Annotated in this window: 17 protein-coding genes; 2 read left to right on the top strand and 15 right to left on the bottom strand. The window is 61.0% G+C overall.

The window, feature by feature from the left end; all coding sequences use genetic code 11:
* Positions 1-34: 34 nt before the first annotated feature.
* Both AC3WOG_RS07535 and AC3WOG_RS07530 read right to left on the bottom strand, forming a co-directional pair.
* Positions 35-670 (bottom strand): response regulator transcription factor, encoded by a 636-nt coding sequence (locus AC3WOG_RS07535; protein ID WP_492577394.1) that lies wholly within the window; start codon positions 668-670, stop codon positions 35-37.
* Between the two features lie 89 nt (positions 671-759).
* Complete coding sequence (locus AC3WOG_RS07530; protein ID WP_492577393.1) at positions 760-2,265, bottom strand: ATP-binding protein; 1,506 nt, start codon at positions 2,263-2,265, stop codon at positions 760-762.
* Positions 2,266-2,617: 352 nt separating this feature from the next.
* Here AC3WOG_RS07530 and AC3WOG_RS07525 point away from each other — a divergent pair, with 352 nt between their 5' ends.
* Positions 2,618-3,538 carry a LysR family transcriptional regulator gene (locus tag AC3WOG_RS07525; RefSeq protein ID WP_492577392.1) on the top strand — a complete coding sequence of 307 codons (921 nt, stop codon included), beginning with the start codon at positions 2,618-2,620 and terminating at the stop codon, positions 3,536-3,538.
* A 7-nt stretch (positions 3,539-3,545) separates the two neighbouring features.
* Here AC3WOG_RS07525 and AC3WOG_RS07520 read toward each other — a convergent pair whose 3' ends face one another.
* The gene (locus AC3WOG_RS07520; RefSeq protein ID WP_492577391.1) at positions 3,546-6,536 is read right to left on the bottom strand and encodes an ATP-binding protein; all 2,991 of its coding nucleotides are present in this window, start codon (positions 6,534-6,536) and stop codon (positions 3,546-3,548) included.
* A gap of 312 nt (positions 6,537-6,848) precedes the next feature.
* Here AC3WOG_RS07520 and AC3WOG_RS07515 point away from each other — a divergent pair, with 312 nt between their 5' ends.
* Positions 6,849-7,040, top strand: a complete 192-nt coding sequence (locus tag AC3WOG_RS07515; RefSeq protein ID WP_492577390.1) for a hypothetical protein — start codon at positions 6,849-6,851, stop codon at positions 7,038-7,040.
* A 13-nt stretch (positions 7,041-7,053) separates the two neighbouring features.
* Here the strand turns inward: AC3WOG_RS07515 and AC3WOG_RS07510 are convergent, their stop codons facing one another.
* From AC3WOG_RS07510 to AC3WOG_RS07455, 12 genes are all read right to left on the bottom strand, one after another.
* Entirely contained in the window at positions 7,054-7,551 is a 498-nt protein-coding gene (locus AC3WOG_RS07510) for a DUF3331 domain-containing protein (protein ID WP_492577389.1), read from the bottom strand.
* 91 nt (positions 7,552-7,642) lie between these two features.
* The gene (locus AC3WOG_RS07505) at positions 7,643-8,521 is read right to left on the bottom strand and encodes an alpha/beta fold hydrolase (protein WP_492577388.1); all 879 of its coding nucleotides are present in this window, start codon (positions 8,519-8,521) and stop codon (positions 7,643-7,645) included.
* Between the two features lie 44 nt (positions 8,522-8,565).
* Entirely contained in the window at positions 8,566-9,558 is a 993-nt protein-coding gene (locus AC3WOG_RS07500) for an MBL fold metallo-hydrolase (RefSeq protein ID WP_492577387.1), read from the bottom strand.
* A gap of 74 nt (positions 9,559-9,632) precedes the next feature.
* Positions 9,633-11,363 (bottom strand): FAD-dependent oxidoreductase, encoded by a 1,731-nt coding sequence (locus AC3WOG_RS07495; protein ID WP_492577386.1) that lies wholly within the window; start codon positions 11,361-11,363, stop codon positions 9,633-9,635.
* A gap of 53 nt (positions 11,364-11,416) precedes the next feature.
* Positions 11,417-12,928 carry an alginate export family protein gene (locus AC3WOG_RS07490; RefSeq protein WP_492577385.1) on the bottom strand — a complete coding sequence of 504 codons (1,512 nt, stop codon included), beginning with the start codon at positions 12,926-12,928 and terminating at the stop codon, positions 11,417-11,419.
* Between the two features lie 10 nt (positions 12,929-12,938).
* On the bottom strand, positions 12,939-13,889 hold the full coding sequence (locus AC3WOG_RS07485) for a VOC family protein (RefSeq protein WP_492577384.1): 951 nt from the start codon (positions 13,887-13,889) through the stop codon (positions 12,939-12,941).
* A 102-nt stretch (positions 13,890-13,991) separates the two neighbouring features.
* Positions 13,992-14,678 carry a YoaK family protein gene (locus AC3WOG_RS07480; protein ID WP_492577383.1) on the bottom strand — a complete coding sequence of 229 codons (687 nt, stop codon included), beginning with the start codon at positions 14,676-14,678 and terminating at the stop codon, positions 13,992-13,994.
* A 40-nt stretch (positions 14,679-14,718) separates the two neighbouring features.
* Complete coding sequence (locus AC3WOG_RS07475) at positions 14,719-14,970, bottom strand: DUF1427 family protein (RefSeq protein ID WP_492577382.1); 252 nt, start codon at positions 14,968-14,970, stop codon at positions 14,719-14,721.
* A gap of 104 nt (positions 14,971-15,074) precedes the next feature.
* Positions 15,075-15,716: an HD domain-containing protein gene (locus AC3WOG_RS07470; protein ID WP_492577381.1), complete on the bottom strand. Its 642-nt coding sequence runs from the start codon at positions 15,714-15,716 to the stop codon at positions 15,075-15,077.
* A 75-nt stretch (positions 15,717-15,791) separates the two neighbouring features.
* Entirely contained in the window at positions 15,792-16,613 is an 822-nt protein-coding gene (locus AC3WOG_RS07465; protein ID WP_492577380.1) for an alpha/beta fold hydrolase, read from the bottom strand.
* Between the two features lie 142 nt (positions 16,614-16,755).
* On the bottom strand, positions 16,756-18,225 hold the full coding sequence (locus AC3WOG_RS07460; RefSeq protein WP_492577379.1) for a mechanosensitive ion channel domain-containing protein: 1,470 nt from the start codon (positions 18,223-18,225) through the stop codon (positions 16,756-16,758).
* A 39-nt stretch (positions 18,226-18,264) separates the two neighbouring features.
* Positions 18,265-20,133: an amidohydrolase gene (locus AC3WOG_RS07455; RefSeq protein ID WP_492577378.1), complete on the bottom strand. Its 1,869-nt coding sequence runs from the start codon at positions 20,131-20,133 to the stop codon at positions 18,265-18,267.
* Positions 20,134-20,206: the final 73 nt, after the last annotated feature.

Raw genomic sequence — 20,206 nt, 5'->3', positions numbered from 1 at the left:
GGAAAGAAATATCGGGCGCGATATATATGCAGTGTCAGGAGGCGCACCGGGTCCGGCGTATCACATCCCACATCTTCGCGAGTTCGATGACCGTCTTCGCCTGCATCTTGCTCATCACGCGTCGCTTGTGCACCTTCACAGTCACTTCCTGCGTGCCCAGTTCGTGCGCGATCTGCTTGATCATCCTGCCTTGCACGGCAAGTTCGAACACGTCCATTTCGCGCGGCGTCAGCGTCGCGGCACGGTTGTGCACATCCGCGTTGAACGCACGTTCCGCGAGGTTGGCCTTATCCTGGATGAGCGCCTGCCTGACTGCGGCGAGCAATTCTTCTTCGTCGACCGGCTTGGTGAGAAATTCATGCGCACCCGCCTTGATCGCACGCACCGACATGGGAATGGATCCGTATCCGGTCAGAAAAATGATCGGAACCAGCACACCCTTCTGGGTGAGCTGGCTTTGCACGTCAAAACCAGTCGTGGATTGCAAATTCATGTCCAGCAAAATGCACATCGGCATATTGGGCAGTTCTTTCCAAAGAACCTCCGCCGGCGACGCGAAACCTTGTGCCGCAAAACCGGCCGAGCGCAGCAAGCGCGCCAGCGAGTCGCGCACCGTCTCTTCGTCGTCAATCACATATACCGTCGACTCGAGCTCCGAAGGACCCAGCATTTCAGATTCCAGAGAGAGATTGCAAATGCCGTCATGGTACATGAGGTCGCCTCCTCGAAAGACTGCCCCCGCCACCCCATTCGCGCATCTCACCTCGACGCAACGGATGCCAGGACAGGTTCGTTCCCAAGCGTACCGGCACCGAAACCGTGCACATGACTTTGTTCGCACAATGGCCCGAGGAAATTCGCCTTTCGGGCCAGAACATCGTCCGCTTCGTTCGACTCGCACAGCTTTCGCAACGCATATTCGCGCGTCGTTTCCAGCAAAAAGTACTCTCTGATCTTGCTGTCGAAGGTCGTCATGATGAGGCACTTCGAGGCAAGACCCACAATGGCTTCCGTCACTTCGCTGCTCGACAGCTGTCCACAAGTGGCAAAGGCACAGGCAGCATCCAATGAAAACCGTGCCGGGAAAACGGCGAGCCGATGCAACACGACTCTCTCCGGCGCGCTGAGAAGCCGGTAGCTCCAGTCGAGCGCGGCTTCCAGCGTTTGCTGCCGCGGCGGTGCGGTACGGCGGCCGCCCGTCAGGGAGCGGAACCGGTCGTCCAGTTCGGACACGAGCTTGCGAATGCCGAAGACGCTCGCGCGTGCTGCCGCCAGCTCCAGTGCAAGCGGCACGCCGTCGAGCCGGCGACAGACGGTCGCGATCATGTCAATGCAGCCGGGATCGCTCGTAAAGTCGGCATTGAGCGCATTCACTTGAGCCAGAAACATCCTGACCGAGCCACAGGCGCGGATGCTCTGCGGGCTCGCTCCCACATCCGGCGTACCGAGCGGCGCGACCCAGTAGGACTTTTCGTCGCGCGTTCGCAGCAGTTCGCGGCTGGTCGCCAGAATGCGGACATCCGCGCTGGCCTGCACGAGCAGTTCACAAACGGTTGCCGCCGACTCGATCACGTGCTCGCAGTTGTCCAGCAGGATCAGCAGCTTGCGGCCCACGATCGCAGCGACGAGCGCCTCGGGCGAGATGCCCTCGCCGGAACGTCCCACGCCGAGCGCTTCGGCAACCGTGCTCACGACACTCTGCGCGTTATCCACCGAGGCCAGCGCGATGAAGCACACTTCCATCCCCGAAGCGGCTGCGATCGACCGCGCCACCGCGATGCCGAGTTGCGTCTTGCCGATGCCGCCCGGGCCGAGCAAGGTGACGATCGCCGTCTCCCGCAGGGCGCGGGCGATGTCGGCAATCGCACCATCGCGGCCGATCAATGGCGCGTGGCGAATCGGCAGGCCGTTCAGCCGCGCGGTTTTAGTGCGCGCGGTCTGGTCGGGTTCGGGGTGCCCGACCGGACCACTTGCTTCGGCCGGAATCGCCAGCCGGTAGCCGCGGCCCGAGATCGTGTGAATCACCTGCTTGTCAGCGCCAAAGATTTTTCTGAGCGCCGACAACTGAACATGAATATTGTTTTCCTCGACCACGCAATGCGGCCACACTTCTCGCAGGATCTCGTCTTTGGTGACGACCTTTCCCTTGGCCCGGATCAGAAGCTCGAGGATATCGAATGCGCGCGAGCCGAGCTGAAGCAGTTGATCATCCAGGTACACCTCGCGCATTTCAAGTGACACCGTGACTCGACCAATCTTAATCATGCTGCACTCACGCCTGGTTCGTTAGCGGGACAGGGCACGTTTGAAGACGCCGCTCGTTGAACCACACCCCAATGCGAGGCGAGCGTCGTAAGAAGCATGTTAGTCGGGCAGGTCATCCGATACTATTATCGATATGGATATGGTGCCCCCTTTCACATGCCAGCCGCGTGCGCCGGTTCGCGAGCGCGGCTTGCACCGAACCGTCGGCGACCGGACGGACTGGATGAGCTCGCAAGCGGTGTATTGCGCTGAAGCGCGGTTGTGCGCCATCCTACGCAGGTGTTCCGTCGGCCAGAGGCGTGCCCGAAGCGCTCCCGAGGTCGCATCCCCGCATCCGATCCGCCTATTCGCCATGAACCTATCCTTTGAAGTCCTGCAGGCCCTCGATGCCATCGATCGAACCGGCACCTTTGCCAGCGCGGCGGAAACGCTGCACAAGGTCCCGTCGTCGTTGACGTATCTCGTTCAGAAACTGGAGCTCGATCTCGGCGTTAAGCTGTTCGACCGCACCGGCCGCCGAGCGACGCTCACGCATGCGGGGCGTGTGGTCGTCGAGGAAGGACGCCGCTTGCTGGAGGCCGCGGAGGACCTCGAATGCAAAGCGAAGCGAATCCAGCACGGCTGGGAATCCGAACTACGCATCGCCATCGACGAGATCATCCCGTTCGATTTGCTGTGGGAGCATGTCGACACGTTTTATCAGTTGAAACTCGACACACGGCTGCATCTGGCGAAGGAAGTGCTGGGCGGTTCGTGGGATGCGCTGCTGACGCGCCGCGCCGACCTGATCGTCGGCGCCGCGGGCGATCCGCCGCCGATTCCCAACCTGGTGGCCAAACCGATCGGCTCGCTACGGCACGTCTTCGTGGTGGCACCGCATCACCCGCTCGCTTCGATGCCGGAGCCGCTCACGCCGGATATCGTCGCGCGCCATCGCGCCGTCGCGATCGGCGATACGTCCCGCAAGCTTGCGCCGCGCACCATCGCACTTGCGGCCAGTCAGGAGGTCCTGACGGTGCCGACGCTCGAAGCCAAGCTCGCCGCTCAGATCAGGGGCCTGGCAGCGGGCACGATTCCGGAATGTCTTGCAGTCGAGCCGCTCGCCCGCGGTGAGCTGGTGAAAAAGGACGTGATCGGCATGCGGGATATCACGCATTTCTATCTCGCATGGCGCGACGATGAGACCGGTAGAGCCCTGCGTTGGTGGGTCGATCAACTGGACCGGCCGGATTTGATCGACGAGGTTGTGCAACAGAGGATATTGCACGGGTGAACGTTGGCTAGGCGCGTTCGTCCATCTCGGCGACCGGCGGTTCGTCGTATGAATCGGGTGCCGCATCCGCGTCGGCGGAATCGTTGGCCGGCGCGCTTGCAGTGGCCGCGATGCGCAGCAACTGGCTGGCAGCCTTGAAGTCGTCCCAATCGAGGCCTTCCGTGAGCTGCGCGCATGCGGATTGCAACAGCTGCACCGCTTCCGCACTCCGGCCTTGCGCGTGCCAGAGCCGGCCGAGACTCGTCGCGGCGCGCAATTGCAGCGAGCGGCAGCCTTGCATCAGGGATTCTTCGAGCGCCGCGTTCAGGCACGCCTCCCCGTCCCTCGCATCGCCAGCGGATGGTGCATAGCCTGCATGCTCCATCAACAGCAGTTCGCCGTGTATGCGCCTGAGTTCGCCGGCATACCAATGGTCGCCGGCTTCGTCACACCGCGCCAGCACACGCACAATGGCGGCGATGCCCTCTTCCCGCTGTCCCGATCGGCCAAGCGCGATGCTGTATTGTCCGGCGAGCATGGCGCGCGGAGCACCGAACTCGAGCGAATCCAGATCGTTCAACGCCGCGCGGAAAGCATGCAAACGTTCCGGCACCGCCTCGTCCAGCGAGCGCAGATATTCATCGAAACAGCGACAGCACGCCTGCGACACACTCAGACCGGCGCGCGCGGACACTTCCTGCAACACCGCGATCGCCTGGGCCGCCTGTTCCCGCTTACCGGAGAGTAGCGTGAGCGGAACCAGCGCCTCGACCAGCACGTAACACGTGACGATGGTCTGCTCCTGATTGCACGCATCGACCACGCAATCCTCCGCGAGTTTCAGCGCCTGATCACGGAAACCTTGCAGCCACAGCACGCGCGCGAGCGTGGCGCGGCCGACGATCCGCTGATCGACGGACTGTCCCAGGGGCAACCAGTGCTGCAGGCTATCGCTGTGCTGCAGCAGTTTTTCGAGGGACAAACGTGCCTGCTTCTGATCGCCCGCGTAGTGCGACGCGATCCCCAGCAACCGGTATCCGAGGGTCGCGCCGCTCGCGTCGCCCGTCTCCGAGGCGAGCGATGCAAAGCGCCTCGCGAACGCCAACGCGTTACGCGCCGCGCCGGACGATTGACAGACGTTCCACATGCCCCACAACGCACGGGCTTCAAACGCGGGGGCGCCAAGCGCGATCGCCGACGCGAGAATTTCGGCCCAGATGCCGAGGGTTTCCCGGTTCGGTCCATTGACAAACATCCGTGCGGCCCCGAGTGCCGCCAGCAGTTGCATACGCACGCGCAAATGCCGGGTCGAATGCGAATCCCGATGGGTCGCGGCCACGGTATCGAGCGCTCGCTGTGCCCACGCACAACACTCGTCGACCAGCGATAATTCATAGAGAAGAAACACGACTTTCACGGCGAGCGTTTCGCCGAGCGCCTCGTCACCCTTCGGCGATAAAGCCCAGCCCAGTGCCGCGCGCAAGTCGTCGAGCAACTCGCGCATGCGGTGATGCCAACGATCTGCGAGCGCGCCGGCAGCGCCCGCACCACTCGACGAGTCGTGGTCGAGCAGACTGGAGAAATAGTGCGCGTGATTGAGCGTGACGAGACGCCGCTCGCCGTTATCCTCCAGCTTCTGCATCGCGTACGCACGCGTGGTTTCCAGCAGGCGGTAGCTGACTACGCCACGCTCCACGCGCGTCACCACCAGCGATTTTTCGACCAGCCCGGATACCGCCGCGATCACATCGAGCTCGCGCAATGCGCCGTCACCGGCAACAGCGATAGCCGCCTCCATCGTGAAGCTGTTGAAGAAGATGCCAAGCCTGCGCAACGTCGCCCGCTCAGCGTCGTCAAGGAGTGCGTGGCTCCAGTCGAGCGTCGCCTTCAAAGTCTGATGGCGCGGCAATGCAGTGCGATTGCCGCCGCTCAGCATGTTGAAGCGGTCGTCCAGATGGGCCGCCAGCGTCTCGATGCCGAGTATCGCCGCACGCGCCGCCGCCAGTTCGATTGCCAGCGGTATGCCGTCGAGCCGGCGGCATACCATACCGGTCAGATAGACGCTTCTTGCATCCGACGAAAAACGTGAATCGATCGCGCGCGCGCGTGACAGGAACAACTGCACGGCGCTGCATTGCAGTACGTGCTGGCACTGATCCTCTTGCACGGGCACCTGCAACGGGGCGACCCAATAGAGGCGCTCATCCACGACGCGTAGCGGCTCCCGGCTGGTCGCGAGAACGCGTATGGTCCCACTCACGCTCAATAGCGTTTCAGCAAGCTCAGCGGCAGGGCCAAGAACATGCTCGCAATTGTCGAATATGAACAACGCGCACCGCTCGCTGAGTTCCTTGCTGACACGCGCGAGCGTAAGCGGTCCGGATGCTGGATTCCCGCCGAAGCTGGCCGCGAACATCGCGAGGACGCTGCTCGCATCACTGGCCGAAGCGAGCGATATCAGATAGACACCGTCCGGGAAGCGCGCCTGCAAGCCGCGCGCGACCTCGATCGCGAGTCGGGTCTTGCCGATACCACCGGAGCCGATAAGCGTCACGTGGCGGACCGAAGCCAGCGCCAGCGCGACGTCTTCCATCGCTTTGTCCCGTCCGATCAGCGCCGATGAATTGGAAGGCAGGTTGTTGCGGACGATCCTGTCTTGCAGGCTGCCCTTGACGTTGTCGAGTTCATCGCCACGATCGGCCGTGTTCTCACTGGAAGGGGCCGTTGATTGACTCGACAGTACGAGCCGGTAGCCTCGTCCAGACACGGTCTGGATCAGTCCGCGACTTTCCCCCAGCACCTTGCGCAGTGCGGACATATGCACCTGAAGGTTGTTCTCTTCAACGATCGTGTCCGGCCAGACTTGTTTGAGTAATTCGTTTTTCGACACCAGCGCGCCTTTTGAAGCAATCAGCACTGCGAGCATGTCGAATGCACGGCTTCCAAGCCGCACAGGCTGGCCGTCGAGAAACAACTCCCGACGGGCGAGGTCCACCTGAAGCGGGCCAATGCAAATCATTTTCCTGAGTATCCAAGACGCAGCGGGTATAGGAAAAACTGAGGACTGACCGCTCAGTGTTGCGTTCCCGAAGTCTAGAACAACGGCGAATTGGCATGCGCGGAAAAAACTGAACGTATAGTTCAAAAAACTTGTACTAAGCATGCGCTCGAGTCGATCTCACACGTCCAGCAACGTTAAGAACGTTTCATGTTTTTCTAAAGACTTAATGCGCGCCGCGCAATAGACTTCGTCGTCTCGACAGAGGTTGCCTCGGCCGATTGCGACATTCAACGGCGCCCGACGGGGACGCCATCACGCGAGCAACGACAGATGATTCACGAGATTGCTTACGCGCTAGTGCCGTTCTTCTTTTCGATGGCGATGGGCTATCTGGCGGGCAAGCTCACTCGGGGCGCCATGCCGTTGTCGTCGCTCAATACCATGCTGGTCGTCTATGCGCTGCCGTCGGATCAAAAAAATCCGATTCTCGGCGGCGATGCGGCAAAACTCCTGAAGATCTAGCGCGAACCGCCCTTCATGCCATGGAGGGCATTCGCGCGATCACGGAAGCCAGAATCATCGCGTTGGCGTTAGCTGGAATCGCGCTGCGCACCCTCGGCTTATAGATGAAATCGTCGCGATGGATCACCGCCCCGCTCAGCGCACAGCGCCCTTTTTTCCGGGCGCGGCAACTGATCCACACCTGGTCGGCGTAGCGGCAGCGTGTTGCATCCTGCCAGAGAACCGCGACCGACGTGACAGACAAACGCTCGAGCACTTCGACCTGTACGTGCGGCGACGGCGCATACGCAGCGATGCCACGCGCCGACCGCGTGAGGTACGCTTCACCCGCGCCTTGATCGTGAAAGCCGGCCAGAAGCGCATCGATCACATGATCCCACACGGGAGCACGGCTGCCGTTCATCACCGCAGCCACTTGCTCGCGCGGAGCGCAACACGTTTCACGTCGGACTCGCGCGTCTTCCCAAACAACTTCAGCGCGTTGCTCCAGTTGGGTTTGGCTGTGCATCATGCTTCTCCCGATCAACCGGCCGCGGATCATGCACCGCGGCCGAAAATATCACCCATCATGCAGCCGTGGCCTTCGAGCGTCTGGCGGACAATCAACGCCCGGTCCAGCCCCGCAAGAAATCCACCAGCAGTTCATTGACCCGTTCCGGCTGCTCCTCTTGGGGCAAATGTCCGCAATGCGAGACCGGTTCGGCACGGAGATTGTTTGCCATGCCTTCCCAGACGGCCTTCATATCGAACATGCCGCCCACCGCATAGAAGTCTTCCCCCCACAGCGCCATAGTCGGGCACGCAATCTTCACATCCGCGTCGACCAGATCCTGCGCAACGTCCTCGGAATTCGCGCGATAGTCCGACATTGCGCCTCGCACCGCGCCCGGCCGCTTGTACGCTTTCACGTACGTATCGAAGTCCGCGCCTTCGATCGTGTGTGGGTTGTAGCACCAGTCGGCGAAGAAGTGATGCAGCCACGCGTCTTCCTTTCCCGCGATCAGCGTTTCCGGCAGGTCTGCGACCAGATGAAACAGAAAAAACCAGTACGCACGCGCTGTTTGCGGATTCATATTTTGCGCGACCACCCGCGTCGGCACGTTATCCATCACGACAAGCCGATCGACCCGTTCAGGATGATCCTTGGTCAGCCGTGTCGCCACGCGCGCGCCGCGGTCGTGCCCGACGAGCGCGACCTTGCCGATCCCCAGTTCGTCGAGCAGCCCGATGATATCCATCGCCATGTTCCGCTTGTCGTAGCCGGAACCGGGCTTGTCGGTTTCGCCATAGCCCCGCAGGTCCGGAGCGATGACTCGATAGTGCTGGGCCAGCACGGGAATCTGATAACGCCAGGCAAAGCTCGTCTCCGGGAAGCCGTGCAGGAGCACGACGACTGGGCCGCTTCCGGCATCGAGGAAATGCTGCCGGATGCCGTTTGCACGCAGCGTGTGGTGCGTGACCATCATCGCCTCAGTTGCCATTTCTCGTTCCATGGAAGTGGTGAAAGGTGAGGTTCACGCCGTGGCTATTGACTGGGCGCGGCTTCGTAATTGACCGGCACCCAGTCATAGGTGCTGCCGTTTGTCCTGATGTGTCCCAGTCCCGGAAAAGCGATATGCGCTGCGCCGACGAGATAATGTTTTCTCACCGCGAGCTCGAACGCGTAGCGGCGCGAGCGCTGCGCCGCGGCCGCGTCGGTGTCGTATTCAACCGATGCCTTCGGGTTCCGCAACTGGATCGACGCCACGTGAACTATGTCGCCCCACACGAGCAGATCTTTCGACTCGCTCTCTACGAGATACCCGGTATGACCCGGCGTATGACCGGGCAACGCGATCGCGCGAATGCCCGGATCGAGTTCGACATCTCCGCTGAACGGCTTGAACCGGCCGGCCGCGACGTAGGGCGCGACGGATGCGATTGCAGCGTCGAAGAATGTGCTGAGGAAGGCGGGCGCCTTTGACTTGTTGGCCGGGTTCAACCAGTAGTCGGCTTCAATCTGGCTTGTCCGTACGACAGCATTTGGGAACGTCATGGCGCCGTTCGAAATGACGCCACCGACATGGTCCTTGTGCAGATGCGTCAGCAACACCTCATCGACCTGCTCCGGTTGATAGCCCGCCGAGCGCAAGTTCGCGAGCAGCTTGCCGCAACAATCTCCATAGAGCACGCCTGCGCCGGTGTCGATAAGAATCAGCTTCGAACCGGTGTTGATCAGAAACGCGTTGATCGAGCCTTGAACGGGCGTTTGCAGAAAATCGCGCTGCAGGTCACGCGCGATTTCAGCCTTCGGCACATCTTCCACCACGGTATCGATCGGAAACGGGTGCGTGCCGTCGAGCAACGCTGTCACTTCAAAACCGCCCAGCATGATCCGATAAAAACCCGCCCCCTGCGTTTTGACCTGAGGGGCAGCGGCAAGCGCCGTGTCAGACCACACGCACGCAAAGATGCTCAAGATAACTACACACCACGCATTGACATGGACCGCCCATTTGCACTGAATCTGTTTCATCATTCGTTCCCTGGCACTTGCCGTTTGTATGCGAAAAAGCATAGCGCCCACGCTTTCGAAGCAGTTGCTAATTTTTATTAAACATCGTGAGCCGACGTTGTTGTCAGTTGCCTCAGATAGGAATGGATCTGGCTCACGACCGCCGCACCGTCGCCCACCGCCGAGGCAACCCGTTTCGCGGATTCCGAGCGCACGTCGCCGACGGCAAACATGCCGGGCACACTGGTTTCGAGCGGGTATCGCTCGTTTGCATCAGACAGACCATGCACGCTGCGTGCGAACCCAGTGATGACAAACCCCCTGTTGTCGAGCTCCACGCCACTCGAAGCGAGCCAATCCGTCTTCGGGTCCGCGCCGATGAAGAGAAACAGATGACGCGACGCCACCACTTCGTCCCAATCATCGTCTTCACGACGAATATGAACATGCGTGAGTCCCGCTTCGTCGCCGTCGAGGGATCGCAATGTGCAACGGGTGCAAAGCGTGACGTTGGGTAACGAGCCGATCCGGTCGATCAGATATTTCGACATGCTTGCGCACAGATCCTTGCCGCGAATCAGCACGCGGATACTGCGCGCGAAATTGGCGAGAAACACGACCGCCTGTCCGGCGGAGTTGCCCCCGCCGATCAGCACGATGTCCTGCCCTTTCACGAGCCTGGCTTCGATCGTCGACGCCCAGTAGTACGTGCCCCGTCCTTCAAAGCGCTCGAAACCCAGCACCGACGGTCGCCGATAAGCGGCGCCGCTGGCGACCACGACCGTCCGGGCGCTGATCCGTTGTCCATCAAGAAGCGTCAGCAGAAAGATGCCGTCCTGACGGCTCACGTCCTTGACCATACCGGGAATGGCCAGATGGGCACCGAACTTCAACGCCTGCTGAAATGCCCGGGCGGCGAGTGCCTGGCCCGAAATGCCAGTGGGAAAACCCAGATAGTTTTCGATCCGCGAGCTGGCACCGGCCTGACCGCCGGGGGCGCGCTGGTCGAAAACGGCGACCGACAAACCTTCCGTGGCCGCATAGACGGACGCAGCGAGCCCGGCCGGTCCGGCGCCGACGATAGCGACGTCATAAATATGCGATTGCTCGAATGTCGGCACGAGCCCGAGGCACGACGCGAGCTGCGCTTCGTCCGGCGCGCGCAGCACATATCCGTTCGGGCAGAAGACAAGCGGAAAATCGTCGGGGCCGGTTGTCATCCCGCCCAGCAGCGTGATCGCTTCAGGATCGCTACGCGCGTCGATCACCATTGCGGGGTACGCGTTGCGGCGCAGGAACCCCTGAAGCCTGACAAGCCGCGCGTCGTCGCCATTGCCGACAATGATCGGCCCCAGTCCTTGCTCGATCAATCCAAGCCGCCGCAGGATCAGCGCGCGCATGATGTGCTCGCCCAGCTGAGCATCGGCGACGATCAGTGCCCGCAACCGTTCCGGCTCGAGCACGAGCGTCTCTGCATCCGTCAACGCCACGCCGTCGATTAACGCGGGCTTGCCGGACAGTTGCGCCATCTCGGCCATGAAATGGCCGTCTTCATGCTCGGTGACGAGCGTCGATCTCCCGAAACTGTCACGCGAAAAGATCCGCACGCGCCCATGCAACAAAACGAACAGACCCAGCGCCACCTGACCTGTTTCGAAGATCAGTTCGCCGGCCTTGAACGACATCGGCTTCGCGAAGCGTTGCAGGCTTCGAATCTCAGCAGCCGACAGACGGGGGAACATCTGGTGCTGCCGATATTCCAGCGAAGAAAACGGAATCTCGAGTTCCGACGGAGTCAAGGCGTCGGCAGAAAAATCCGCGGTGCTCATATTTTCGACCTCATCTAACACGTCAAGCTGATGACGGCACGCGAATACCGTGTCTACCAGCTGAATTTCATTTCAGCGCCGACGTAGTCGGCATTGCGCGCGCCCAGGTCGCGCAGCGACTGCCCGACCTGGAAATGCACGGCTTCGAGTGCTGCGGCGAGGTTCGTGCTGACCGCCCAGTCGGCGCGAAGCTGAGTATAAAAACCTGTCCAGCTGCTACCGTGTCCCGCCGTGCCCGGCACGACAGCAGCGCCTTGCTGGTACACCGCATCCGCGGTGGTCTCGCGCCATTGGAGACCCACGCCGGCCAGCAGTGTCAGTTTGCTGTTCGGTTTGACGATCAGTGACGGCTTGATATGAATCAGGTTCGTGTAGCCGGTATAGCCGGCCAGTGCGAAGTAGTAGCCATTCGGAAATAACGCATTGAATGTGCCGATGCGGCCATCTCCTGGATGGCTGTCGCCCGAAGCTGCATCCACCTGGATGCCGACTCGCGGCGTCCATGGCACTGTCGCCAGCGTGTAGCCGGCGAGCGAGCCGACCGCCCACGCACCAATCGTATTGCTGCCGACATGTCCGGACTGATACATCGCTTCGACGTCCCAGTCGAGATGGTTGACGTTGCCGGAATAGCGCGCATCGAATACGTCGCGATGTTCGTCGCCGGTCGCGTCCAGAAAGTGCGCGTTGCTGCGGTTGTAGCGGGAGTAGTACGCGGACAGATCGCCTGGCCCGACATTTTTGCGCTCCACGCGTACGCCGCTGAAGGTCAAATCGCGATTGGAAACGTCATCGAAAGCGGTATTGTCGCGATACTGCACCGGCTGCGTCGCATAGGCGATCCAGCGCCACGGACCGGTTTCATAGTCGGCCCAGATCGCGTCGAACGCCTGACGCACGTTCGGGCCGTCACGAACCGAGATGAATCGTTGCAGGTCGAACGCCATTTCCTGCCGCCCCACCCGGAACTTGACGGTGCCAGGTCCAAGCGGCTCGGTGATGGCGACGAACGCCTGCCGCAGATCCAGCGGGTTCTTGTCGACGGGCGTGACCATGTCCTTGCCGTACGGGCGCGCGTCCTCGAATTGCGTGAAGATCTGCACATGAGGGCCGAGGCGGACATCCGCGTGGACTTCCAGCCGTTGCAACAGATACGTGTCGTCGTGCCCTGACCCGAGGCCGAACAGCGGCGCGTCGTTCACTTCCAGCCGCTCGCGCAACACCATGCCCAGCGAGATATACGCGTCGGGGTTGCCGAACAGCGGAATGTACTTGAGCGAATCGAAAGGCCGTTTCGGCACACAGGGATTGGCCAAGACCGACCAGTTTTCCTGCCAGCGGTTGAACATCACCGCGGGGCGCACGCACGAGGTACTCGCGGCAGAGGCGGCCGTCGCCGTTGTCCCGCCCGTGGTGGTATCGTCAGCGCCGCCTGTCGCGGTATCGGCCGCCGAGACCGGCAGCGCGGCCGCGAGGCCTGTGCTGATCAGCAAAGCACGGGCGGCACGCAGCGCTGCACACCGCCGCGAGCGCTTATGTGCATTCAGCATCTTCGGCGTATTCATCGCAGTTTCCTTACTGGCCATCGTGTACTTCGGCGATGTACCCGCCTGGGAATTCAACCATGGCCGTCTTTCCTGATCTGCTGCTGTACGGCGCATACAGCACTTTCGCGCCGGCTGCTTGCGCGCGCTCGAGCGTCTGGGCGACATCATCAACGCCGTAGCCGGTCGTTTCACGCCCGAACGGGAACGGCAGCTTGCCGTCCGTGACAAACACCACCATCCGGCCGAACCCCGAGTCGATGCGGATCTCCCGGATCGTCTCGCCCGGCCGGCCAATCACGCCCGCATCCGCGCGCGGATCGTCCGAGACCACCTTGCCATGCGAGAAGTGCAGCCACCGGCGCACGAAGTTGTTCGTTTCATAGCGCGACACGTACACACGGTTGTCCGGCACGCTATGCAACGGCGCATAGTTAGGTGCCTTCGTGTGCCAATACAATTGCATCGTCAGGCCACCCGGCCATTGAATAACTGCGTCCTTGCCGATCGGATCATCGAACGAATCGACGAGAACGTCCGCGCCCGAGGCTCGCGCCGCCTTCACCGCCTGATCGATATCGGTGACCAGATAGCCGGTTCGCTCATTGCCGAACGGGTACGGAATCGGCGTTTCGAAGCCAAACACCGAAAGCATGCCGACCGGCGTCTGCACGTACTGCGACGCGGTCCTGCTCGGCGTAGGCGTGACCGTGAAAACCGCGCGCGGGGACGCTTTGCCACCGAACGTGGCAAGGAAGCTGGTGACGAACGCATCGAGATCGGCCGAGGCGACATACACGTGCGTGGTGTCATACTGCGGGCCAACCGATACGTTGGGCCGTTTCGCGGAGAGCTCGGTTTTTCCGGTCGGCACTTCCGGCGGTCCCGCATCGGCGAAGGCGGACGAAACAGACGTCAATCCAATCAGTAGCGCGGCGGAGAGAATTGCGACTGGACGGAACCGATGAAGCGACTTGAACATTTGATTACCCATGAGTGTTAGCAATGTTTGAACGACCAGCCTCTGTTCGAGGCCATGTCTGGTGTCAGGCGGGTGCCTTCGAAGCGATGTATTCGCGGCAAGCTATCCGCTTTCCTCCGCCATCGCCCTTCTCTTCCAGGCAAGAAACAGCAAAACGGCTACCGGCAATGCAATCGCGAGAAACGAAAAATTGACGTATGCCAGTGCGCCGCCGATCGCGCCGACGGCAAAGCCGCACATCGCCGCCAACGTCGATTTGAGGCGTCCTCTAACCTGTTGCCCATGCCCGCCAGCGGCGCCTCTATGTATCAGTTCAATCACGTCGAGCACGATCTGCGTCACGTTTCCGGTCATCACTGTGTTCGGCAATCCCGTTACTTGCAGCAACCTGCCACGCGCGTTCTGTACGCCCATCGCCATGGTTCCCAGTACGCCGCACACCAACACCATTGATGCATTCGGCGCCTCGATTGGTGTCGCGATCAAGCCTGTTACAAGGAAGGAAACAAGCAACATTGCCTGCAGCAGATACAAAGCGCTCGCAGCATTCGCCGAATGATTCCGCTCCAGAAACTTGAAAATCACGCTGCTCAGCGCAATGCCGACTACAAAAGACGGAAACGCGAGCAGTTTTAGCAGCACACCCTGCCCCACGCCGGCAACTCCCGCGCCGATCAGTACAAAGTTGCCCGTCACATGCGCGGTGAAGAGTCCGAACAACGCAACGAACCCGACGGTGTCAACGTAGCCCGCTATCAGCGCAAGAATCGTGTCTTCGTGTTTATTCACGAACGATTCCCCGGAAAACAGAAGGCACGCGCCAGCGACATCAGCCGCCCTCTTTCGTCGCGCCCGGCGTCATCGGCTTTTGCGCCGCGGCACTCTTCATAGGCTCGGCGACCTCGACCGTCCGCGTCTGCGCGAAAAGCTGTGCCTTGACGACCGGTATGGCGTGCTCACCCAACACCATGCCGAGCAGCCCGGCCAGCGCGATCAGCGGCGGCGCCGGCGACTGCACCTTGAGTAGCCAATAGAGGAGCCCGACTGCGAAGCCGACGCCCAATGAAATGATGTAGCCCATTCTGATTGTCCTTTTGATAACTGCCACTTCGTCGCGCATGCCGTTAGCATCCGCTATTCGTACCCACCGCAAAGGCAGGCGCCAGTACTTCACGTCACCCCAGGTCAATTCGGCCAGTCCGATCCAAGCACCAGGCCGCAGAAATTCAACCTGCGATAGTTCGGGTCCCACCGATCCAGCACATCAGCGTTCACCGTGCCGAACGTCGTCTCCGGACGATGCGCCATGCCGCGCGCATAGGCTTCGATGATCTTCTTCTTGAAACCGGATTCGCGGGGATAGGCTTGTACGATTTCGTCGCGCTGTTGCGCAGTGAATTCGTCGAAGCGGGCGCCGCGTACATCCATCTGCACCCCGGCGCTGATCAGCGCGACGAGCGGCGACATATGCTCAGGAATACCCGGCGTCGTATGTAGCGCGATCCCCTCCCATACCTGACCGATCGCGGACTCAGTGACACCGTGTTGGCGCAGGAATTCACGCGCCGCATTCGCGCCATCCACCTCAAACCGGTACGGAGAGCGCCGGTGCTGTACATTCAAACCGACGTTGTGAAACATCGTGCCGACGTAAAGCAGCTCGGCGTCGAAAGTCAGCTTGCCGCGATACCCAGTCAGCGCGCCGAACAAAAAAGCCCTTAGCGCATGATGGAACATCAACTCACACTCCGTGCCCCGGATCTGATCGGTTGCTGCCCGGGTCATCACACTGTCGGGAATCGCGATTCCCGCAATGATTTTCTTCATGTCACTCCTCCGTGTCAGACATCCCCTCGGTATGGATCACCCGGCATGCGGACGGGCATCGCGACCCGGCGACGTCTAGGACCGGACGAAGTCCAGGAGGTCCTGGTTGAGCCGGTCTTTGTGCGAGAAGTAAAGCGCATGCGGTGCGCCCTTATAGACCAGCAGCTTCGCGTCCTTGATCAGCGCGGCAGCTGCCTTTCCGGTTACGTCGAAGTTCACGACCGCGTCCCCATCGCCGTGCACCACCAGTGTGGGCACATCGAATTTCGCGAGGTCCGACCTGAAGTCAGTCTCGGAGAAAGCTGCAACGCAGTCGTAGGTTCCTTTCAGACCGCCCTGAAGCCCCAGCGACAAAGTCCAGTCGAGCATCTGCTTCGTCACGTTCGAGCCCTCCTGATCGCTGCCCATGAAAAGCGGGCCGAAGTCGTCGAGGAATTTGGGCCGGTCGTTCAACAGTCCCGCACGGATGCCGTCGAAGATGGCTGGGTCCATTCCTTGCGGATGATCCTCACGGCGAATCATTAAAGGCGTCACGGCGCTGAGCAGAATTGCCTTCGCGATGCGCCGCGTGCCGAAACGGCCGATATAACGCGCCACTTCGCCACCGCCCATCGAAAACCCGCCGAGAATCACGTCCCTGAGATCGAGCGCCTCGATCAACTCATTGACGTCGCCGGCAAACGTGTCGTAGTCGTATCCCGACCACGGCTGCGCGGAACGTCCAAAGCCGCGGCGATCATGAGCGATGACACGAAAACCGTTGTCGGCGAGAAACTTCATCTGGTATTCCCACATGTCGGCGTTCAACGGCCAACCATGGCTCAAAACAATCGGCTGGCCCGTGCCCCAGTCCTTGTAGTAAAGCTGGGTGCCGTCGGATGTGGTGAAAGTACTCACGTGAGACTCCATGGTCAATGGTGTTGGATCGATTCGGCGGAACGCTTACCGACTGTTCGATACAGCGTAGCGAATAAATCAATTAAAGACTTTGTCGGATTCTTAAAAACCCTTAAGAGACGAGACAGTTCTGTGAGCCCGCTCAATTCGTGAGTTCATGGAATCGCCTTACGCCGTCGCGAATCCATTGCAGCAAGCCGCCTGACGTCTCGTCCACATTCGCTGGCGATTCAAGCAACATCTTTTCGGTTGCGTGATGTTCCGAAAGCAAACGGCACATCTCCTTGGCCACTTCGGGGCGTCGCGCGAGAATCGGCGTCAATGCGGCCTTATCCAGCCGGAAAACGGTGGCGCGAGTCAGCGCTCGAACGATCACTTCCGTCCTGACGCCGGCCAGAATGCCTGACTGTCCGATCGAATCGCCAGGCGCCAGCCTCCGCAGTTCGATCTCACCGCCATCCTTCGGCACGCTCACTTTGGCGACGCCTTGCGCGAGAATGTGAAGCTCGTGGCCGTTCTCATCGGCCGCGGCATAAATGGTCTCGGCTACATCGAATTCGTGCTTCGTCAGCTTCGCGTTAAGCTCCAGTACTTCGTCGTCCTCGAGTGTCTGAAAGATCATGACGTTGCGCAGCAATCGGTGCCTCTGATCCGCCACGTCGGTAGCAGGCTCGGGTACTGACAAGGGATGCAACACGACGCCGCGCGAGACCAGATGCCGGTACGCGAGATCGAAGAGTTCGTTGCGCACATCGGTCTTTTTGCTCAGTGCGTCGACGTAGCAGACGATCTCGTACTCGATCGAGTCGCTCGTGGCACGGCGCACACTCACCAGTGGCTTAGGCTCGCTCAAGACATTTTCTGAGCTGGCGGCGGCGTTGGCGAGCGCCTCCAGCACGATTGCCGGCCGGATCGATGGTTTGACCGGTAGCACCACACTAATGCCGTGCGTATGCACCGGTTCATTCGCGTTGACGATATTGGCGCGCGCCGCCACGCTATTGGGAATCACGACGATATTGCCCTGGCCGTTCAGCAGACTGGTCGCGCGCCAGTTACTCTCGACCACCTTCCCTTCGACATCGCCGATCGTGACCCAATCGCCAATGTGAAAGGGCTGCGTGGCGTTCAGTACCACACCGGAAAACACGTCGTTGAGCGTGCTCTGAATCGCAAGGCCCAGCACGACCGCGACCGCCCCGGACGTTGCGAGCAGGCCGCGCACAGGCAGTTGCAACACAAAAGCGATCGCTCCGACCGCTGCAGCCAGAAACACGAGCGCGCCGAGCACATCCTGAAACAGACGTTCCTTGTGCCACGTCTCGGGTAACACCGCACGATCCAGCATGACGGTCACGAGGCGCGCGCCCTGCAGCCACCACACCACCTCCAGCACTTGCGCGAGAAGATGGCGCAGCGGCTCGGATTCCCAGGGCGCCGCGCGCAGCGGATTCATGCCAGAACTGAACAGCACGTAGGTCGACAAACCAAACAGGAGCGCCCGGAACGCCAGACGCACCTGCTCGTTCGTGCGGTCCATGAAACGCCAGGCGAGGAAGTCGAGAACCAGTATGCCTATGCCAAACAACACTCCGTCAGTCAGGGTCGGCATGATGGTCCTCGCTGGCCTGGTGGCACCAAGCTATGGATGTCAGAACGCGAAACAGCTACAACCCAACGCGCCCCAGAAACCGTTGGAGTCACTGACAGGCACGTTTTTACGCCATGCCCAACCATGCGCATGCGCATGCACGCCGCACAGATTCACACAGCCATCCACGCACGCCACCGCCGTCGGTTTGTAACGGCTATAGCCACCGAATTCCGCGACCGGCGACCACGACGGGCTGACCGGCAGGTCAGGCGGCGCGAGCGGCGCGAATTCGTCATCGGCATACACGACCTTGCCGCCTACCACCGTCATCGCCGAGGTCAGGAACTTGATGCGGCTCTCGTCGACGGTAAAGTAGTCTTCGCTGAGCACCGCGAAATCCGCGAACTGGCCCGGAACCAGCGCGCCTTTACGGTCATCCTCGTTCGAGAACCATGCGCTGCCCACCGTGTAGCGGCGCAGCGCTTCCATCCGGTCCAGACGGTTCTCGCTGGCATACATCGCGGTGCCGCCGACCGTCTTGCCCGATACCATCCAGTACAGCGAAACGAACGGGTTGAAGCTCGCGACGCGCGTCGCGTCCGTCCCCGCGCCAACGGGCAGTCCGGCATCGAGCATGTGGCGAATGGGCGGGGTGCGCTTCACGGCCTCTTCACCATATTGCTGGATGAAGTACTCGCCCTGAAAGGCCATCCGGTGCTGGATCGCAATGCCGCCGCCGAGCGCGCGCACCCGCTCGATATTCTGTTGCGTGATGGTCTCGCAGTGATCGAAGAACCAGCGCAATCCATTGAACGGAATGTCGGCGTTCACGCGTTCGAATACATTCAGGAAGCGCTCGATCGATTCGTTGTAGGTCGCATGCAGACGGAACGGCCAGCGGTTTGCCACCAGCAGCCGAACGACGGCTTCCAGTTCGTCTTCGAGCGTGTCCGGCAGATCCGGTCGCGGTTCGAGAAAATCTTCGAAGTCCGCGGCCGAAAACACCAGCATTTCACCGGCGCCGTTCACGCGCAGGAAATCGTCACCTTCGCCGGGCTTCGTCACCTTCACCCACTTCGCGAAATCCTCGATTTCTTTTTTCGCATTCTGCGTGAACAGGTTGTACGCAATACGCACGGTCAGTTCACTATGCTTCGCCAGATCCATGATGACGGCGTAGTCGTCCGGGTAGGCCTGGTAACCGCCGCCTGCGTCAATCGCACTCGTCACACCAAGCCGGTTCAGCTCACGCATGAAGTGGCGCGTGGAATTGCGCTGATCCTCCAGCGCGAGCTTCGGACCTTTCGCCAGCGTGGCGTACAGGAGCCCGGCGTTCGGACGTGCAATGAGCATGCCGGTCGGATTGCCACGCTTGTCGCGCTGAATCTCGCCGCCGGGTGGATTGGGCGTATCTTTCGTATAGCCGACCGCGCGCAGCGCCGCTGCATTCAGGAGCGCGCTGTCGTACAGGTGCAGGATGAACACCGGCGTATCCGGCGCGATCGCGTTGATTTCTTCGAGCGTCGGGCCACGCCGCTCGGCGAACTGGAATTCGTTCCAGCCGCCCACTACGCGGACCCATTGCGGCGCCGGCGTGCGGGCCACCTGCTTGCGCAGCATGTCGAGTGCGTCCGCCAGCGAGGGCACGCCGTCCCAGCGCAACTCCATGTTGAAGTTCAACCCGCCGCGAATGATGTGCAGGTGGGAGTCGTTCAGACCGGGAATGACGGTGCGGCCTTTGAGGTCGACGTGGCGCGTGTTGTCGTTCGCGTGATGCATCACGGCATCGCGAGATCCCGAAGCGATAATGCGGCCGTTCGCGATGGCGAGCGCATCGGCAAAAGAGCGCTTGTCGTCCTGGGTGGCGATCTTGCCATTGAAGAAGACAACTTCAGCCGGCGTCGGCACGGAAGAATTGGAAGTCATGGCGATCCTCATAGGGAGCGCTCCGCTTTTCACGCGCGGAGCTATTCATGGGAAGCGGGCGCTCGTCGCGACT

The sequence above is a fragment of the Paraburkholderia sp. FW306-02-B genome (assembly GCF_058782725.1).
This window is presented reverse-complemented; position numbering and strand designations above follow the sequence as displayed.

Bases quoted from the DNA above. Each gene is read 5' to 3' on its own strand.
- AC3WOG_RS07535 (WP_492577394.1), bottom strand. From the start codon at position 670: ATGCTGGGTCCTTCGGAGCTCGAGTCGACGGTATATGTGATTGACGAC.
- AC3WOG_RS07530 (WP_492577393.1), bottom strand. From the start codon at position 2,265: ATGATTAAGATTGGTCGAGTCACGGTGTCACTTGAAATGCGCGAGGTG.
- AC3WOG_RS07525 (WP_492577392.1), top strand. From the start codon at position 2,618: ATGAACCTATCCTTTGAAGTCCTGCAGGCCCTCGATGCCATCGATCGA.
- AC3WOG_RS07520 (WP_492577391.1), bottom strand. From the start codon at position 6,536: ATGATTTGCATTGGCCCGCTTCAGGTGGACCTCGCCCGTCGGGAGTTG.
- AC3WOG_RS07515 (WP_492577390.1), top strand. From the start codon at position 6,849: ATGATTCACGAGATTGCTTACGCGCTAGTGCCGTTCTTCTTTTCGATG.
- AC3WOG_RS07510 (WP_492577389.1), bottom strand. From the start codon at position 7,551: ATGATGCACAGCCAAACCCAACTGGAGCAACGCGCTGAAGTTGTTTGG.
- AC3WOG_RS07505 (WP_492577388.1), bottom strand. From the start codon at position 8,521: ATGGCAACTGAGGCGATGATGGTCACGCACCACACGCTGCGTGCAAAC.
- AC3WOG_RS07500 (WP_492577387.1), bottom strand. From the start codon at position 9,558: ATGATGAAACAGATTCAGTGCAAATGGGCGGTCCATGTCAATGCGTGG.
- AC3WOG_RS07495 (WP_492577386.1), bottom strand. From the start codon at position 11,363: ATGAGCACCGCGGATTTTTCTGCCGACGCCTTGACTCCGTCGGAACTC.
- AC3WOG_RS07490 (WP_492577385.1), bottom strand. From the start codon at position 12,928: ATGAATACGCCGAAGATGCTGAATGCACATAAGCGCTCGCGGCGGTGT.
- AC3WOG_RS07485 (WP_492577384.1), bottom strand. From the start codon at position 13,889: ATGTTCAAGTCGCTTCATCGGTTCCGTCCAGTCGCAATTCTCTCCGCC.
- AC3WOG_RS07475 (WP_492577382.1), bottom strand. From the start codon at position 14,970: ATGGGCTACATCATTTCATTGGGCGTCGGCTTCGCAGTCGGGCTCCTC.
- AC3WOG_RS07470 (WP_492577381.1), bottom strand. From the start codon at position 15,716: ATGAAGAAAATCATTGCGGGAATCGCGATTCCCGACAGTGTGATGACC.
- AC3WOG_RS07460 (WP_492577379.1), bottom strand. From the start codon at position 18,225: ATGCCGACCCTGACTGACGGAGTGTTGTTTGGCATAGGCATACTGGTT.
- AC3WOG_RS07455 (WP_492577378.1), bottom strand. From the start codon at position 20,133: ATGACTTCCAATTCTTCCGTGCCGACGCCGGCTGAAGTTGTCTTCTTC.